General features: G+C 46.3%; 16 protein-coding genes. 4 read left to right on the plus strand and 12 right to left on the minus strand.

What is annotated here, in order from left to right; genetic code table 11:
* Window positions 1–8: 8 nt before the first annotated feature.
* The 4 genes from MKY86_RS27215 to MKY86_RS27230 all read right to left on the minus strand — a co-directional run bounded on the left by MKY86_RS27215 (window position 9) and on the right by MKY86_RS27230 (window position 2,902).
* Window positions 9–884 carry a copper amine oxidase N-terminal domain-containing protein gene (locus MKY86_RS27215; protein WP_076081792.1) on the minus strand — a complete coding sequence of 292 codons (876 nt, stop codon included), beginning with the start codon at window positions 882–884 and terminating at the stop codon, window positions 9–11.
* 171 nt (window positions 885–1,055) lie between these two features.
* Window positions 1,056–1,424: a VOC family protein gene (locus tag MKY86_RS27220; RefSeq protein ID WP_076081793.1), complete on the minus strand. Its 369-nt coding sequence runs from the start codon at window positions 1,422–1,424 to the stop codon at window positions 1,056–1,058.
* 68 nt (window positions 1,425–1,492) lie between these two features.
* Window positions 1,493–2,101: a chloramphenicol phosphotransferase CPT family protein gene (locus tag MKY86_RS27225; RefSeq protein ID WP_076081794.1), complete on the minus strand. Its 609-nt coding sequence runs from the start codon at window positions 2,099–2,101 to the stop codon at window positions 1,493–1,495.
* 63 nt (window positions 2,102–2,164) lie between these two features.
* The gene (locus MKY86_RS27230) at window positions 2,165–2,902 is read right to left on the minus strand and encodes an SDR family oxidoreductase (protein WP_076081795.1); all 738 of its coding nucleotides are present in this window, start codon (window positions 2,900–2,902) and stop codon (window positions 2,165–2,167) included.
* Between the two features lie 180 nt (window positions 2,903–3,082).
* Here MKY86_RS27230 and MKY86_RS27235 point away from each other — a divergent pair, with 180 nt between their 5' ends.
* Window positions 3,083–3,991 carry an AraC family transcriptional regulator gene (locus tag MKY86_RS27235; RefSeq protein ID WP_076081796.1) on the plus strand — a complete coding sequence of 303 codons (909 nt, stop codon included), beginning with the start codon at window positions 3,083–3,085 and terminating at the stop codon, window positions 3,989–3,991.
* 119 nt (window positions 3,992–4,110) lie between these two features.
* Window positions 4,111–4,593, plus strand: coding sequence for a DUF4303 domain-containing protein (locus MKY86_RS27240; protein ID WP_340827605.1), 483 nt, complete (start codon window positions 4,111–4,113; stop codon window positions 4,591–4,593).
* Between the two features lie 55 nt (window positions 4,594–4,648).
* Here the strand turns inward: MKY86_RS27240 and MKY86_RS27245 are convergent, their stop codons facing one another.
* Both MKY86_RS27245 and MKY86_RS27250 read right to left on the minus strand, forming a co-directional pair.
* Window positions 4,649–5,029: a type II toxin-antitoxin system HicA family toxin gene (locus tag MKY86_RS27245; protein ID WP_076081798.1), complete on the minus strand. Its 381-nt coding sequence runs from the start codon at window positions 5,027–5,029 to the stop codon at window positions 4,649–4,651.
* Between the two features lie 12 nt (window positions 5,030–5,041).
* Window positions 5,042–5,185, minus strand: a complete 144-nt coding sequence (locus MKY86_RS27250; protein ID WP_340827606.1) for a hypothetical protein — start codon at window positions 5,183–5,185, stop codon at window positions 5,042–5,044.
* A 1,016-nt stretch (window positions 5,186–6,201) separates the two neighbouring features.
* Here MKY86_RS27250 and MKY86_RS27255 point away from each other — a divergent pair.
* On the plus strand, window positions 6,202–6,816 hold the full coding sequence (locus MKY86_RS27255) for a zinc dependent phospholipase C family protein (RefSeq protein WP_076081799.1): 615 nt from the start codon (window positions 6,202–6,204) through the stop codon (window positions 6,814–6,816).
* A gap of 589 nt (window positions 6,817–7,405) precedes the next feature.
* On the opposite strand, the gene MKY86_RS27260 is transcribed toward MKY86_RS27255, so the two are convergent.
* Complete coding sequence (locus MKY86_RS27260) at window positions 7,406–7,924, minus strand: GNAT family N-acetyltransferase (protein ID WP_083685478.1); 519 nt, start codon at window positions 7,922–7,924, stop codon at window positions 7,406–7,408.
* Window positions 7,925–7,927: 3 nt separating this feature from the next.
* The gene (locus tag MKY86_RS27265; RefSeq protein WP_076081801.1) at window positions 7,928–9,214 is read right to left on the minus strand and encodes an adenylosuccinate synthase; all 1,287 of its coding nucleotides are present in this window, start codon (window positions 9,212–9,214) and stop codon (window positions 7,928–7,930) included.
* Window positions 9,215–9,324: 110 nt separating this feature from the next.
* Here MKY86_RS27265 and MKY86_RS27270 point away from each other — a divergent pair, with 110 nt between their 5' ends.
* A complete protein-coding gene (locus tag MKY86_RS27270) occupies window positions 9,325–10,203 on the plus strand; it encodes a LysR family transcriptional regulator (RefSeq protein ID WP_076081802.1) in 879 nt (292 codons plus the stop codon).
* Between the two features lie 123 nt (window positions 10,204–10,326).
* Here the strand turns inward: MKY86_RS27270 and glmS are convergent, their stop codons facing one another.
* The 4 genes from glmS to cdaA all read right to left on the minus strand — a co-directional run bounded on the left by glmS (window position 10,327) and on the right by cdaA (window position 16,551).
* Window positions 10,327–12,159: a glutamine--fructose-6-phosphate transaminase (isomerizing) gene (gene glmS, locus MKY86_RS27275; protein ID WP_076081803.1), complete on the minus strand. Its 1,833-nt coding sequence runs from the start codon at window positions 12,157–12,159 to the stop codon at window positions 10,327–10,329.
* Between the two features lie 658 nt (window positions 12,160–12,817).
* On the minus strand, window positions 12,818–14,158 hold the full coding sequence (gene glmM, locus MKY86_RS27280) for a phosphoglucosamine mutase (RefSeq protein WP_036724506.1): 1,341 nt from the start codon (window positions 14,156–14,158) through the stop codon (window positions 12,818–12,820).
* Between the two features lie 112 nt (window positions 14,159–14,270).
* Window positions 14,271–15,725 (minus strand): CdaR family protein, encoded by a 1,455-nt coding sequence (locus MKY86_RS27285; RefSeq protein ID WP_076081804.1) that lies wholly within the window; start codon window positions 15,723–15,725, stop codon window positions 14,271–14,273.
* Window positions 15,718–16,551, minus strand: a complete 834-nt coding sequence (cdaA, locus tag MKY86_RS27290) for a diadenylate cyclase CdaA (RefSeq protein WP_076081805.1) — start codon at window positions 16,549–16,551, stop codon at window positions 15,718–15,720. Before cdaA ends, MKY86_RS27285 begins: the two co-directional genes overlap by 8 nt.
* Window positions 16,552–16,667 lie beyond the last annotated feature (116 nt).

Genomic DNA, 16,667 nt, shown 5'->3' on the forward strand with positions numbered 1-16,667 from the left:
CCTCCTGTTCACTGTGGATGATAATCAGAGAATCCCGAAATCAGAACTCTAGACCCCTTAGTGATGCTATCCACCTTCCAAGTTCCGTTAGCGAATATTAGCGAGATTGTCCGATCTTCTGCATATTGATCTTCACCTGTAAGACCATTCGCTACTATTACAGATTGTGAGAATGTGGCAGAATTCTTACTAGTATAAATAGGTGAAGTGACAGGCGTTTCATAATGAGCCGCTGTTTTCAATCCTTTGTTCTGAACAATAGACTTCATTAATCTATCCGTGAAGTACGATTTGAAGGTTGAATTCACATTTTTAATTGAAGATACATTTGTGGCTTGATTTAATTTATCTGATAGAAGTTTCAAACGTGCTTCAGAAATTTTATTCTTTTCCGGAATTTGAACAGATGGGGTCTCCATATTAACAACCAATCCTTTGTTACCCACTGTTACTGTTGCTTGTTTAGACAGTTGGTTCCACATTACCGTTGCCCCTAACGACTGACTAACAAAACGAAGAGGAACATAAGTTGTTCCATTGAGGACTTGTGTTGCAGTATCCAAATCGACATATTTCCGTGACGGTGTATCTGGAGCTTCACTCGATGGAGCAGATTCAATAATCACACGTTTGAAATTTGCCGCAAGCCATATCGTCGAATTCCCGTTTTTGATTTTAACAACTTTATCTGTTTGAAACCATTCCAAACTTGCGCCAAGATTTTCGGAGACAGCACGTAGGGGGATTAATACTCGACCATTGTTTATTTGACCATTGTTAATCGTTGTAGATGTTTGTACCTCAGCCGCATAACTAGACCCAGTTGTTAAAGATAGCATAAGAAATGCTGATGAAAGCAATGCAATTGTCCATTTTTTTATCATAATATTTCCTCCTCTTAAATAATTCACCACAAATTACTCTCACGCATCTGATTTCTCCAAGAAAATACAATTCAGTCCAACAAAAACTCCCCATTTAGCAACAGGAATTATTAGTTCACCTGTTTACCGTGTGGGGAGCAATTTACTTACAGTAATATGGTCTTAATGTAATCAGCCTTTACTATGAAGAGTTATCAGGTAACCGTCCGGATCAGCGAAGGTAAAGGTACGTCCGAAGGGGCCATCGATGGGTGCGGATGTAATTTTGACGCCTGCTGCTGCGAGTTTATCGTGAATGTCTTGCGTATCCGGGGCATAGAGCCATAGCGCAACACCAAGTCCAGGCTGAGTCCCCGTACTGAGTTCGACCCCTGGCATGAGGTCACGAAGTGCAAATGCAATAGGCTTCGTCTCAAACACCACCGCATGAGGCGGGCCCGCCTGTGAACGGACGAGTCCAAGATAGTGTTGATAAAATTCAGCAGAGCCTTCAAGATCGCTGACCTGAAGTGAGATGAAATCGGGTCCAATGACAGACATAATAGCCTCCTAATATTCGTGTTTGTAGGTTTATATAGTCTTCATTATACCCACCCTTCCTGACAACGTTATGTCAGTAGCGTTCTATTAAGATTACCATCTCTTTTGCACAATTTTTGAAATGCCGAGTATTCCTGATTGGACTTAATATAGTTAATTATCTGTTCGGCGCATTCTGCCGGAGTCAGCTCTTCCGTGTTCACTTCAAGGTCATATTCTTCAAAACGATAGACGATGTCGAACTGGGCATCCACTAGACCAATCTGCCGGTCCCCTCTGGCCTGCTCTCTTCGGATAAGCTCTTCCCGGGAGCATAGGACACCAACAAATAGTGTAGACCGGTCGTCAAAATGATCCAAAAACTCATTAAATCTCTTATCGTTGTCGAATACGGTATCCACGATGACATTGAATCCCATTTCGGATAACAGCTTAATCGTCGAGTAGTACACGGAGACTATGGAGTCATCCAGTATTTGCGAGACCACCTGATGGTCTATTTCCCTTACAGGCTCGTCTGGAAATTTATGATTAATGAAATCATTGTAATTCATGAAAAAATCATCAATCGATACATGATAAAACGGAATCTCTTTCTGTTTTATAAGCTCAGCCGAGATAGAAGTCTTCCCGGAGCTTGAAGTTCCATTTAGAACAAGCAACATGCCTTTATTCATTTCGCCCCTCCTTTTCACCCATTATAAACCATAGGCGATAGAGGAGGTAACTCATCAGTTGTATCAGTTGAATCCACCATTCACACGAATCGTCTGCCCTGTAATCCAGCGGGCCTTGTCACTGACGAGCAAGTCGATCACATTCGCAATGTCCTCCGGCTCCCCAAGCCGTCCAAAAGCATTCATCCGCCGGAACGAATCCACCAGCTCATCAGATTTTCCATTCAGGAATAGCTCCGTCGATACTTGCCCGGGTGCTACGCAATTCACGACGATATCCTTCGCTCCGAATTCCTTCGCTAACTGGCGGGTTAGCTGCTCAACGGCACCTTTGGTTGCGGCATAGACGCTATAAGTCGGCAGCATCGCACCCGATACGGAGGTCGAGAAGTTAATAATCGTTCCGCCCCGCTCCATATGCTTCATCGCTTGCTGGCAGGCGAAATAAGTCCCTTTTACATTTACAGCAAAGTGCCGGTCGAACATCTCCTCCGTTACGTCCGCAATAGGCACGCAGTCCATAATTCCGGCATTATTCACCAGAATATCGACACGCCCAAATTGCCCGATTGTCTCCGAGAAAAGTGCTTCGACCTCACTCACCTTACTTACATCGCCTTTTACAGCTATCGCTTCCCCGCCAGATTCCTTAATGGTTTGCACGACCTCATCCGCTTTTCCCCAGTTAGATGAATAGTTGACAGCCACTTTTATCCCTAAACCGGCCAACTGGATGGCGATTTGTCTTCCGATACCCCTTGATGCACCTGTGACGATGGCTACTTTTCCGTTCTGACTCATTAGGACCACTCTCCTTAAGTTTGCTTAGGCCGGATGATGATCGGTTGGCCTTATGGATTCATTGTAAATCAATCGACCAGCATCCAGTTATAACAGACCTGTTCACTTCTTGCCTATTTCTCTTCAACTCGTTATGATTAACAGCAAACCCCATGAGTATGGGAAAAGGAGGCTTCTAACTTGGACGATATATTGCGGACCGGACCGCTTTTGCAGCAATTGGCTGCACTGATCCTTCGCCATGCTCCATCGGCAGGTACCCGCCAGACGCTTATCCCTTCCCTGCAGCTGATGCACGCCACGGATGTAGCGGAACGGCTGGAGTCTGTCTATAAGCCGTCGATCTGTGTCGTTGCCCAAGGAGCCAAAGCAGCCACCCTGTCCAGCGAAACTTATCATTACGATCCTTCCACTTACCTGGTCACTTCGGTTGAGCTGCCGATCAACGGAAGAATAACCGGAGCTTCGCCTGATCATCCGTTTCTGGGCATCAAGCTAAGCTTCGATCCTGGCACCATCCTGGACATTGTAAAAGAAATGGCGGACACCACCCTCGTTTCGGGTGAGAGCTCGCTTGGCATCACGGTTGCCCGAACCTCTGAGCACTTACTCGAAGCCATTGTAAGGCTTATCCAGTTACTCGACGCGCCGAAGGATATTCCCATTCTGTCCCCGCTCTTGATCCGCGAAATTCTGTATCGCGTTCTTCAAAGCGACCAGGGCTCCCACCTGCATCAATTCGCCATCATCGGCAGCCATGCGCATCGGATTGCTCAAGCCATCCAAGTGATCACTAAGCAGTACGATCAATCCCTTGTCGTTGAACAGCTTGCAGATTCCGTAAATATGAGCACCTCCGCCTTCCACAAGCACTTCAAGCGCGTCACTGCCATGAGTCCGCTGCAATACCAGAAGGTCATCCGCTTACAGGAAGCCCGCCGCCTCATGCTGACCGAATCCCTCCAAGCCTCCGATGCCGCCTTCCGCGTAGGCTATGAGAGCCCCTCCCAATTCAGCCGCGAATACGCCCGCCAGTATGGGAGACCTCCAGCGACCGATGTTCAAACGCTTCTTGGCTCATCGAAATAGCAAAGCGGCAAGTGAAATTACTCGGTATCTCAACTTATCATAATAATGGAAGGATGAGCTAAATGAAACGCTTTTTAAAAGAATTCGAGGACCACTTTAGAACAGGTTTTCTATCCGATTTGGAACAAACGCTGGCTAAGGTGCAGCATGAAAAAGTGTATGCTTGTGCTTTTGGCACGGACAGTGATTGGGTTACCCTATTTCTGGCGGTAAATACAGAGGAATCCCTGGCCAGGCATATCTCGGATATGAAAGAGCAAGGATTGTATGACAGTGAGGAAGATATGATCTATTACAGATGGGGCTGTTCCGAATACCAGTATGGCGATGACTCGCACTTTAACCACATCAGCCGGCTATTATATGCGACAGAAGATGTTTATAAGTATAAGGATGATATCATTCGAATCATCGCCAAAGTGGTGAATGAGACTGCCGACGATGTTTTTGCCCGCTATGGACAAACCAAAGCAGACATTACGTTCTTCGTGTCGTTAACCGATGACGAACTGGCAGAGGACACCGAGAATCAATCGGTCCGTCTAATGACTCAACCCGGCTTGGCCAATGAATTCTTAAAACGATACGATGATATGATCTAGCGCGTGGAAACGTAAAACAACGCTCCTTTACAAAATAGGGGCGTTGTTTTCTTATCTAATCCTCAAGGTTCGCTACTTCAGCGTTCAAACTGTATATGATATAAAAATGATTCCATTGCTGTGTAGTGACGATTTCTTCCCTACCGTCTTTCTTAAAAAAATAACCTGATCCCTCCTGCTGACTATATACCCAGCCTTCTCGTTCCATGCGTGACTTTAACAATTCCTTTGGATTACCCTTTTCTTTCGTGATATAGCGCTCTCGGCTAGGCAGCTCGCTATCTATCCGAATAACAGATTTACCGGCTGATTCTAAACGATACATCTGTTTCACATTATTATATCCAATGCTATTGACGTATAATGCTCCTAACAAGCCTAAAAGCACATTGGCCCCAATAAAGCTAAATAAAATGATCTTCCATTTCTTCTTCATCCGTTCCCTCCCTTAAATAATACAGCCTTCCCAACTCAGCCGGCCTCTGCGTTTCCAGTCGATGGCATAGAGGACATAATAGGCATTTTGTTCTGATTGTTTGGCAGCAATAATCCTGGTGGAAGGAATAAACTTTTCCCGTTGTCTTCGATTCATTAAATTACGCCCCTCTTGCTTGAAAGTTATGTGAAAATCCTCTTGATTTGAATGCCCTCTCATAACTAGCACGCATTACTTCCTCATCACATAATACTTTGCACAATGCATCATAATCAGACTGCACCATTTCTCTAAGTATAAGGCGTTTTGTTTCTATCAAAAAATCCCCGCCTTTTTAAGTCATTTATCGTGTCCATTTGCGGATCTCAAAAGATTACTTTATTAATTGGTTAATTTTATGAATTGCTATTTTCATACCCTCGTACAATTCTGTTACTGACCGATATTCTTCTTTGAATACCGGGTTTCCCCATTCAGTGTCCTTGATAATGTATATAATAAAAAAAACCGTTAAGAGTAAAACATCTGCCGTACCATCCGACATCAATTAAATATCCCTTTGGGTATTCGACCATAAACATATCTTCACTTAACCATCTAATATCAGTCATGTCATCAGGACTTAATTTATAAGAGTTCCATTTAACAATACCTGGTCTGAAATCAAAGCCTTCAAACAAATTTAGACCTCCATAGCGCTTCCTGATAGCTTAATTATTTTTGGCTGTAAACCCTTTTAATTTCAGATAAAGATCCATTGAAAAGTCCTTAAAACTTCATAAGACTTAATCTGTACACGAAAGGAAAAAAGATCAATTTCCCTTAATGTCCATACCGTTCCACTAGCTCCTCATTCCATTCGAACTGCGCCATGAAGACAGGGTGTGGACTTACTTCTGGAACAAGTGAACTGACAAGTACGCTTTCTTTTATTTCACAATATCTTCGTACTGTGCATTAAATGTTTATATGACAAAATCCTAGATATGGTATAATTTTCTGGGTTACTGGAGTACTATATACTGGTGTTGAAGGTTAAACGCTATTAGCCCTAAGCCAGCGCAAAAATCACTATGACTAACAATTAAAATAGCTTCATTAAGCTAACGGTTGAATGGTTATTATTATCATTACTCTGGATATATTACCTTTAGGAAAATGAGGTGTCTAGATTGGGTTCTAGGATAATGCACTACTGTATTACTGTGCAACTTGCAGAGAAGTTGAAAATCAACTCAGAGTTTTTACATCTCGGTGGACTTGCTCCAGATGCTATTGGTTCTAACGATCAATCAAAAGACAAATCACATTTCATAACACCTAAGGAAAATGGAAAGAAACGCATCAACTTAGGCTTATTTTTAGAGAAATATGGCGATCGGATGCACGATCCACTCTATCTTGGATATTTCAGTCATTTGGTCGCAGATTATTTTTGGTACGACTGCATAATGGTAAAATACTTCAAACCGCTTAGCATGGAGGATCGTCGGAAAGCAGGAGAAATCGGTTATTTGGATTTTTGGATATTAAATGCAAAGCTAATTAACCACTTTAAATTAACGAAATGCAAACTGGCGATTGAACACAATGAAATGGACTTAATTGATATGCATGCTTTATCTGGTGTTATCCATCAATTTGAAGCTGATTTTATAGTTGACCCTATTGCGGAACATTTACCGTTGGGACTATATACTTTTGAAGATATTCTCTATTATCTCGATTGTTCAGTTAAGGAAACAGTTAGTAGATTAGAAGAAATCAATAGAGATACGAAGATCTAAGTAATACGTTGAGTTCAACAACATAGCGTTTAGGATGGGCTGTGTTTTTCTTCTGACTATCCCTTCATTAATTCACAGTATACGTCAAATACGACATAAAACATCCACTTATCTTGTTCAACTAAACTGCCTCCCAGACTATTCAAACCATTGTCTTGGTCCAATGATGTGGAATAATGCATTACCGTCAGTATTCAGAGCTTCCTGTATACGTGCAATAGTGAAGTTACTAATCGGTCTAGGCAAATCATCTACGTTGTAATATTTAGATTCAGTTACCTCGGCAGCATCGGGCTGTGGTTGTTGATTATTGCTACCTTACACATGAATGCAAAATGATGCATATCGTGAGTGGGTTCATAATATACGCCAGTTAAGCGGCCTACGGTAACTTCAGGACCTGTTTCTTCAAACACTTCTCGCTTTGCAGTATTCTCTCAGGACTCATTACGAATCCATACCTTACAAGAAACTCGCAAAAAACTTGGCTTTACCTAGGGTACTGTTCATCGCACTAGCTATGACGGCAAGCTTTAGGGCCAGTTAAACCTCCTGTCCATTCGTGAACAGGAGGTCATGTTGCTGGCAGTTAACCCAATTCTAACTTCATCTTAATAGCCGCAAATATCTCACCACTAGGAGTAATTCTCTTCTCAATTTCATAAGGGGTAAATCCTAATCGAGAATAGAACATAAGTCCCCTTGTATTGATGTTGTGGCAGACTAAATGGAGCTCCTTTATACTCAATTCTTTTTCAACTACTCTAATAATATCCTTAACTAAGAACTCAGCTGCTCCTTTGTTTCTAAATGATGGAGATACGATGACTGTCCCAAGCCAACACTTATTATTGTTTTCTACATTATACACGCTCGCGAACCCACATATTTCTCCGTTATATTCAATAGTAGTTTGATTCATTCTATCTTTGATGACTTCATTAAAATGGTCAACTGTTAAAGGATACTGTAACTTGGGAGACATAAAAAACACTTCTTCTTCACTAATAGGAAAATCACATATTTTAGATAGATCTTCAAAATTCGCTTTACGGCATGTATACATAGAGTATCCACCTCTTTTTGTTCCTAGCGCTATATTTAACATGTTTCACATGCTCTTCACTATTAACTGTTCACGTCTTGGCCCTACTGAAACGTATGTGATTTTTACATTAATTGCTGATTCAATAAACTCAACGTAATGCTTTGCGGCATCTGGCAGTTCATCATAAGATCTCACATTAGATGTATCACATTTCCAACCTTGAAAGTGCTGCAAAATCGGCTTTGCTTTATCTAACTTAGCACTCACTGGAAATTGGTCAGTTATTATTCCATCTTCTAATTCATAACCCGTGCAGACTGGAATGGTTTCCCAATATCCAAGTACGTCAAGATTCGTTAATGTGACTTCCGTTGCACCTTGAACCATACAGCCGTAACGAGTTGCGACAACATCAAACCAGCCAATACGGCGAGGGCGGCCAGTGGTTGCGCCATACTCCCCCGCATCCCCCCCGAGCTGTCTTAATTCATCTGCCGCCACTCCATCTAATTCGGATACAAAGGGACCCGTGCCAACACAGCTTGAATACGATTTTACTACTGCCATTACCTTCGTAATCGTAAATGGAGGCAACCCAGCACCTACTGGAGCAAAACCTGCGAGTGTTGAAGAAGAGGTAGAAAAAGGATAAATGCCGTGGTCAGGATCCCGAAGTGCGCCAAGTTGGCCTTCTAACAGTATGGAATCACCGTTTTCGTACGCTTCGTGGAGCATTGAAGTGGTGTTGCAAACAAATGGACGAAGTTTCTCTCCATGGCTTATTAATTCCGGCATCAACTCTTCGGGTTGAACTGGTTGCCGCCCGTACATATGCACAAGCAACACATTTTTAATCTCCAGCGATTGTTGTAAGCGTGAATAGAGCCGCTCCTCATTGTACAAGTCCGACACTTGAATTCCAAGCTTTGCGTATTTATCAGCGTAAAAGGGCGCGATTCCGCGTTTTGTCGACCCAAAGCTACGTGAACCTAGCCGCTCCTCTTCCAGCTCATCAAATAAACGGTGGATTGGAAGAACGATTTGGGCCCGATCTGACACACGTAAACAAGGTTCTGGGACACCCCGGGCAAGCAGTTCTTCCCTTTCTCTCATAAAAGACTCTACATCAAGCGCAACACCAGGGCCAATTACATTCGTAACGTTTGGATAGAAAACCCCCGAAGGCAGCATGTGTAACGCAAATTTTCCGTAATCGTTGATAATCGTATGCCCCGCATTGCTTCCGCCTTGATAACGGACCACATAAGATGATTTTGCGGAAAGCACATCCGTCATTTTGCCCTTTCCTTCATCTCCCCAATTCGCTCCTACAATCGCTGTAACCGTCAATTTATTCGCCCCCACAACTTGTAATCCTTTACAGCGATTATTATAATTTGAAGTGTGGGCATTAGTAAAATTGATTTTGATAATGACTGGCATAAATTGAGGTAATGACTATGCAATTGAATATGGAATGGTATCGTGTTTTTTATTGGACAGCAAAATTAGGGAGTTTGACCAAGGCTGCAGAGAAACTCCATATCACCCAGCCTGCGGTCAGCCATACACTTAAACAGCTAGAAAGGGGCCTCGGCGGGCAACTGTTTTTCCGTACGACAAAGGGGGTAACACTAACCGCTGAAGGCGAAGTGCTGTTTAATTTTGTGGAGCAAGCCATGCATTTTATCGAAATTGGTGAGAAGAAAATTGCGGAGATGCAAGAGCTGTCTTATGGGGAAATCAACATCGGAGCAAGTGATACGCTATGCAAGCATTTTCTGTTGCCGCATCTTGAACAATTCCACAAACAATATCCAGAAGTCAGGATCCGCATCACTAATCGGACAACACCCGAGACCATCACACTTTTGAAGGAAGGTAAAATTGACTTCGGAGTTGTGAACTTGCCTGTGTTTGATTCTAAGATCGATTTCCGCACCAGTTTAACGCAGCAGGATTGCCTTGTTGGTAATCAAGAGTATGCAGCTTTAGCAGAAAATCCATTACCTCTGAAGGAACTTCATCGTTATCCTTTGTTGCTGCTTGAACCAGGAGGGAGCACGAGAAATTTTCTCGATGAGTATGCTGCGACTAACGGAATTACTTTAAGTCCTGAGTTTGAATTGGGAAGCCTTGATCTTCTTATACAATTTGCACAGAGTGGGTTTGGCCTTACATTTATCATTCGGGAATACATCACCAAGGAATTACATAATGGTAAGCTAATTGAAATTCCTCTAACGCCTCCAATCCCAAAACGCCATGTCGGGATTGCGACACTTAAAAGTGTTCCACTTTCCGCTGCTTCGAGAAGATTCCTTGAATTTTTGCCATGAAATTTTAAACTAGGCTATTTATATCACAAGGTTTAAAAAGAGAGCAGCCTGAAAGAATATTCAGGCTGCTCTTAATTGAGTTTTCTTGGATATTAATTTATACAGCTTTAGTTTCCCCTAACCCTACTCCACAGTAACACTCTTAGCCAAGTTTCTCGGCTTATCGACATCATGACCCAGAGCCAGAGACGCATAGTAAGCCAGCAACTGCAGGGTAACTACAGACAGTGCAGCAGTCAGCAGCGGCAGGGTCTGAGGGATCACGAAGACCTGGTCAACGGAGCGGAGCAGGTCGTCTTTGTGCTCTTCGTGGGTGATGGCCATGACATGGGCGCCACGGGCCTTCACTTCTTTGATGTTGCTGACGGTCTTCTCCAACACGGATTCCAGGGTTGCCAGAGCGATGACAGGAACGCCTTCTTCGATCAGTGCCAAGGTACCATGCTTCAGTTCACCTGCGGCATAGGCTTCGGAGTGAATGTAGGAGATTTCCTTGAGCTTCAGCGAGCCTTCCTGAGCTACAGCGTAATCTACGCCGCGGCCGATGAAGAACAGGTGCTTGTGCTCAGCGATCTGCTCAGCGTAGGCTTTGATTGCGTCTTTTTGACTCAGAATGACTTCTACTTGCTCCGGCAGAGACTGCATAGCGGCCAGAATCTTGGTAACCTCAGACTCAGACTGTGTGCCGCGTACTTCAGCCAGATACAGACCCAGCAAAGTGAATGCGATCAGCTGGGAAGTATAAGCCTTGGTCGAGGCTACAGCGATCTCTGGACCAGCCAGCGTAACCAGTACACTGTCTGCTTCCCGAGCAATAGAGCTGCCTACTACGTTGGTGATCGCCAGCACATGGGCTCCGTTTGCTTGACCTTCACGAAGAGCAGCCAGTGTATCCGCAGTTTCACCCGATTGGCTGACTACAATAACCAGTGTCTCCGGAGTTACGATTGGCGAACGGTAACGGTATTCAGAAGCAATATCATTCTCTACAGGAATGCGTACCAGAGACTCAATCAGGTTACGTCCAACCAGACCGGCATTATATGCAGTACCGCAAGCTACCACCTGGATATTGCGGATGTTCTTGATTTGTTCTTCTGTCAGGTTAAGCTCAGGCAGAATGACTTTGTTGCCTTCCGCATTCATCCGTCCGCGCATGGTATCGCGGTATGCCTTTGGCTGCTCGTGGATTTCTTTCAGCATGAAGTGCTCATAACCGCCCTTTTCTGCGGTAACAGCATCCCAATCGACAGTAATCATTTCCCGAGAAATAAAATTGCCTTCAATCGTCATCAGTTCGACAGCATCCCGTGTCAATACAGCCATTTCGCCGTCATTCAGAATATATACGTTGCGGGTGTATTCCAGCAATGCGGGAATATCGGACCCGATGAAGTTCTCTCCATCACCCAGACCAATAATTAGCGGGCTTGCTTGACGTACTGCTACCAATTTATCCGGTTCATATTCTGTCAGAACCCCCAGTGCAAACGCTCCGCGCATGTAAGAAATCGCCTGCTGTACAGCCTTAACGATATCTCCCTTGTATTCACGGGCAATCAGGTGGGAGATGACTTCTGTATCTGTCTCCGAGGTGAAGTGGCATCCTCCGGCAATCAGCTCTTCCTTGAGATCCAGGTAATTCTCGACAATCCCGTTGTGTACTACCGAGAATTTGTGACTGTTGTCCGTGTGAGGATGAGAGTTCTCATCGGACGGCTTGCCGTGTGTTGCCCAGCGGGTGTGGCCGATGCCGGCACTTCCTGTCAGTGGAGTCGCATCCAGACGGGATTCCAGGTTCGCCATACGTCCCTGTGCTTTTACCACCTGCAGACCTTCCTTCGTGAATACGGCGATCCCTGCGGAATCGTACCCGCGATACTCCAGCTTCTTCAGCCCCTCTACCAAGATCCCCTGCGAATTCTGATTACCAATATATCCTACAATACCACACATTATATTTTCCTCCGTCCAAATTATCGTAATTAGGCGCGCATGAGGAAAGAAACGTGCCGTGCGGCATGTTTTGAAGAAAAGCAAATATGATGTTGTCCATTACACCCAACATGATAACCTGTCAATTACATCGTTAGTCACGATTATGCACAGTCTTCTCCTCTGCCGTGGCAGAACCGTCTGCGTTCCTGCAAATGCGCATACCCATGATTTGTACATCTTTAAGTTAGCACCCACAAAAGCGTTGTGTGCAAGGTCGCCCTCGCATTTTCCGCTTCCATTTACGGCTCTGGTGCATCACCGGGAGGTCCCCGCCGAACATTTCGAACACCTCCACCTCGTCAGCTTACATCTGCCGTGATCCGTTCAGACCGTCCTGTACTGCTTACGCAGCCACCGGTCCTCCCTTCTCTCCCGCGCAAGATCAAGCTCTGGCGCTTGTGTTGCAATAACCTTACAATCCCCGCTTTCCTTCTGGAATGACACTTAGTCTATTATATGCACCTCAACACGTTTTTGCAACGATGTGGCGAAGAAAACCTTTTTCATCCATTTCACAATTTTTCCAAACAGCCATGACCACATTAATCATTCAGCCGGTGAACGAATCAGATTGATCCATCCACCGGCTACCCGTTCCTGCTACTTCAGTGAGTGATTACACCAGCTCGCGCTGAACCACTTCAACAATCTGCCCTACAAAAAGATCCAGCTCCGCCTTATCCGGCCCTTCGGCCATTACACGGATCAGCGGCTCGGTTCCCGAAGGACGCACCAGGACACGCCCGTTGTCGCCCAGCTTGCTTTCCACTTCTATGATCGCGGCCTCAATGGCCGGATTATTCGGATAATTGGTTTTGTCCTGAACACGCACATTGACCAGCACCTGCGGATACTTAGTCATCATGGACTTCAGTGTGCTTAGCTTTTTGCCGGAAGACTTCATGGTATTCACCAGTTGAATCGCAGTCAGAATTCCGTCACCTGTAGTATTATAATCCAGGAAAATCACATGGCCGGATTGTTCCCCGCCCAGATTATAGCCGCCGCGGCGCATCTCTTCCATCACATAACGGTCACCGACCGCAGTCTTCGCCGTATTCAGCGACAGCTTCTCTGTTGCCTTGTAGAAACCGATGTTGCTCATTACTGTAGATACAATGGTGCCATCCTTCAGCTTCCCTGCACGGTTCATCGCATCCCCGCAAATGCAGAGAATGAAGTCGCCGTCCACCTCGTCGCCGTTCTCATCGATAGCGATCAGGCGGTCCGCATCCCCGTCAAAAGCAAGCCCAAGATCCGCACCATGGCGAAGCACCTCTGCACGCAGAGTCTCCGGGTGTGTGGAGCCGAAGCCGTCATTGATATTAAGCCCGTCCGGCTCTGCCCCAATGGCAATTACTTCTGCGCCCAGTTCCTTGAATAATCGCGGTGCCAGCTCATAGGCTGCACCGTGTGCGCAGTCGAGCACCACCTTCGTGCCCTTGAAGCTCTGGTCGATGGTGGTCTTCAGATACTCCAGGTAGAGATATTTCGCTTGATCATCGACCCGCAGCGTGCCCAGACCCGATCCTACCGGACGCGGCAGCTCATCGTGCTCGGCATCCATCAGCTCCTCGATGCGCAGCTCCGTTTCGTCTGTCAGCTTGAAGCCGTCTCCGCCAAAGAACTTGATTCCGTTATCCTCTACCGGATTATGTGAAGCAGAGATCATCACTCCGGCATCCGCCTGGAGCAATCTTGTGATATAAGCAACAGCAGGTGTAGAGACTACACCCAGACGGATCACATCTGCCCCAATGGACAACAAACCCGCAATGAGTGAAGATTCCAGCATTGGACCCGAGATCCGTGTATCCATGCCGATGACCACTTTAGGCTTTTCCACATTTCCTGCCAGCACATATCCCCCGCAGCGTCCAATACTGTAGGCCATTTCTGCTGTTAATTCACGGTTAGCCACCCCGCGTACGCCATCTGTTCCGAAATACTTACCCATCTTTTTTTCTCCTTTAGAATACGCTGCTTCAGCTTAATAAATTATAGTATGAATGATTCGATAATTCGTGTATGTCAGGTGCATATAAATAGACTTTTACATGCCCGGAAGGTTACGTTCCGCCCGTACTGTCGGCATTATTGCCGCTTGCGGGCGGCGTTGGTTCAGCAGTCTCCGGCGGAATATGTGTCGGCGTCGGGGTCTCCTCTATAATCTCGCCGGTAGGCTCCGGGGTTGGCTCTACGAGCGTCTCGTCCCCGGATGCAGGCTCAGCACTGGGCTCCGGCGTAGGCGTCGGGATAGGGCTACTGTCCGGCACGGCAGTCGCGGCCGGAGCAGCAGGCGCTACCAGTTCCACCTTCGCAACAAGCTGCGAGGCGGCATTCTCCAGGGTAATGAACCGGGGGAGCGACACCTGCAGCGTAATATCGTAAACACCAGCCGTGAGCCCCACGACATCTGCAACCACACTGATGCTATCCTGGTCGAGCTGGTCCAGCAGTGTTGGCGCACCTGATAGGGTCAGATCCATAGTGGCGCTTCCAGGGTCTATGATACGGGCTGTCAGCCCACTGCTGACGCCCTCCAGCTTAATGGGGATAGCAGAGAGGCTCCGCTGGGTAATCTCCGCCGCAGAGACCGCTACGGTCATTGCCGCAGGTTCAATCTTGCCTGTGCCCTCCGGCGGCTTAAGCTCCAGCTTCATCTGCTCTGTGCCCGCATTCTTGATAGCGCTCAAATCCAGGACAGCCTCATACGAGGATAAGGTCTTAAGGGTCTCTGCACTGCCGTACACCGTTACCATATCCTGTTCAGGCGTTACCCTGGACAGCACCAGTGAACCGGGCAGACTGCCGGTGAAGCTGATGTCCAGCGGCAAGGTTTTGGACGGGAGGGTAACAGGCACTTCTACCGCTACTGTAGAGGGTTCAATGACCGCATCCTCCAGCTCATTCCCCTTACTGTCCAGAGCAAAGAGCTTCAGCCTCTTCTCACTAAAAGTCTCATTCTGCCCCTCCAGCTCCACCTTCCCCTGCACCTTCGCTACCCGTCCAAGATCACTTGCCGGAAGAGTAACCTCCACGGATACCGGGTCAATCACAGGACTGCCTACTTCATAGCCTGCTGCCGGCTCTCCCGTAATATTCAGCGAGACGGGAAAAGACTTGGTCGTCCGCGGCTCGATATGCACATTCACCTGATTCGGGACCATAGCTTCCAGGGTTACACCACTCGGAGTCGAATACATCAGCGGAAGCGTGTTATCACCGGGCTTCACATCCTTCAGATCCAGCCATACCCGATAAGCATCGGAGAATTTATAGGTCAGATCGGACTTTTTGCCCATTACCTCCATCCTGACGCTGTCCACATCCTTGGTCAGTACATAATTCTCACTGTCAAAGCCTTCAATCTCCACTTTGACATTCTCAATCGTCTTCGATTCGTTATTAACCGTAGTCTGGTACTTTGGCGCAGTATCCACATGCACAATGGTCCACAAAATAATCCCTAGAGCCAGGGCAAGGATCTTGTTGAAGTTATTGTTCTTCATCCATTTATCCATTGTCTTTATTCCCCCTCCGTTTCCAGAAAGCGGAGCTCTTCTCCATCAGGGGCGAGCTGCTTGCACTCAGCTCTTGGTGCAGCTTCGAGATCAGGGACTCTTCCTTGATATCCCGGACAATTTGTCCATTGATGGCCAGCGAGATCAGGCCGGTCTCCTCAGAGACGACCACAGACACCGAGTCTGCCACCTCACTGATACCGATTGCGGCCCGGTGCCGGGTTCCCAGCTCCTTGCTGATGAACGGATTCTCCGAGAGCGGCAGGTAACAGGCTGCCGCCGCGATCTGGCCTCCCTGCATAATCAGTGCTCCGTCATGCAGCGGCGTATTGGGGATGAAGATATTAATCAGCAGCTCGGAGCTGACCTCAGAGCGCATGGCGATCCCGGATTCCGTATATTCATTAAGCCCCGTGGCCCGTTCGAATACGATCAATGCCCCGATTTTGCGGACAGCCAGATAATTCACGGCTTTAATCACTTCACCGATTAATTTACTGATCTCCTCATCATTCTCCGCATTCCGCCCGAAGAACTTGCCCCGGCCGAGCTGTTCCAGCCCCCGCCGCAGCTCCGGCTGAAAAATAATAAAAATCGCGAGTATCCCAAAAGTAAACACCTGGTTCATCAGCCACCTCAGGGTATACAGATCCAGTAGAGTACTGCCGCCCCAGATGACGACCAGGACCATAATCCCCTTCAGCAGTTGAACCGCCCGCGTCCCGCGCACCATGTTGAGCACTTTATAGATAATGTAGCTGACAATTAGAATATCAATTATATCTTTAATGGATTCTTTCCATGTAAGGTCGGTAAAGTAGCTCATGGCCGAAAACCCCCGTGATTTCAAATTAACTGGGTTTATGTAAATTGTCTGTTAAGCTTGAATCTTATTCTAGGTTATAACGTTACGCCTCCGGTTGCAAGTTTGGCGGCTGGTAA

The sequence above is a fragment of the Paenibacillus sp. FSL R7-0333 genome, from assembly GCF_038000365.1.
Classification (GTDB): domain Bacteria; phylum Bacillota; class Bacilli; order Paenibacillales; family Paenibacillaceae; genus Paenibacillus_AQ; species Paenibacillus_AQ silagei.

Bases quoted from the DNA above. Each gene is read 5' to 3' on its own strand.
- MKY86_RS27245 (WP_076081798.1), bottom strand. From the start codon at position 5,029: ATGAAGAAGAAATGGAAGATCATTTTATTTAGCTTTATTGGGGCCAAT.
- MKY86_RS27230 (WP_076081795.1), bottom strand. From the start codon at position 2,902: ATGAGTCAGAACGGAAAAGTAGCCATCGTCACAGGTGCATCAAGGGGT.
- MKY86_RS27260 (WP_083685478.1), bottom strand. From the start codon at position 7,924: ATGTTAAATATAGCGCTAGGAACAAAAAGAGGTGGATACTCTATGTAT.
- glmS (WP_076081803.1), bottom strand. From the start codon at position 12,159: ATGTGTGGTATTGTAGGATATATTGGTAATCAGAATTCGCAGGGGATC.
- cdaA (WP_076081805.1), bottom strand. From the start codon at position 16,551: ATGAGCTACTTTACCGACCTTACATGGAAAGAATCCATTAAAGATATA.
- MKY86_RS27285 (WP_076081804.1), bottom strand. From the start codon at position 15,725: ATGGATAAATGGATGAAGAACAATAACTTCAACAAGATCCTTGCCCTG.
- MKY86_RS27250 (WP_340827606.1), bottom strand. From the start codon at position 5,185: ATGAATCGAAGACAACGGGAAAAGTTTATTCCTTCCACCAGGATTATT.
- MKY86_RS27225 (WP_076081794.1), bottom strand. From the start codon at position 2,101: ATGAATAAAGGCATGTTGCTTGTTCTAAATGGAACTTCAAGCTCCGGG.
- MKY86_RS27270 (WP_076081802.1), top strand. From the start codon at position 9,325: ATGCAATTGAATATGGAATGGTATCGTGTTTTTTATTGGACAGCAAAA.
- glmM (WP_036724506.1), bottom strand. From the start codon at position 14,158: ATGGGTAAGTATTTCGGAACAGATGGCGTACGCGGGGTGGCTAACCGT.
- MKY86_RS27220 (WP_076081793.1), bottom strand. From the start codon at position 1,424: ATGTCTGTCATTGGACCCGATTTCATCTCACTTCAGGTCAGCGATCTT.
- MKY86_RS27215 (WP_076081792.1), bottom strand. From the start codon at position 884: ATGATAAAAAAATGGACAATTGCATTGCTTTCATCAGCATTTCTTATG.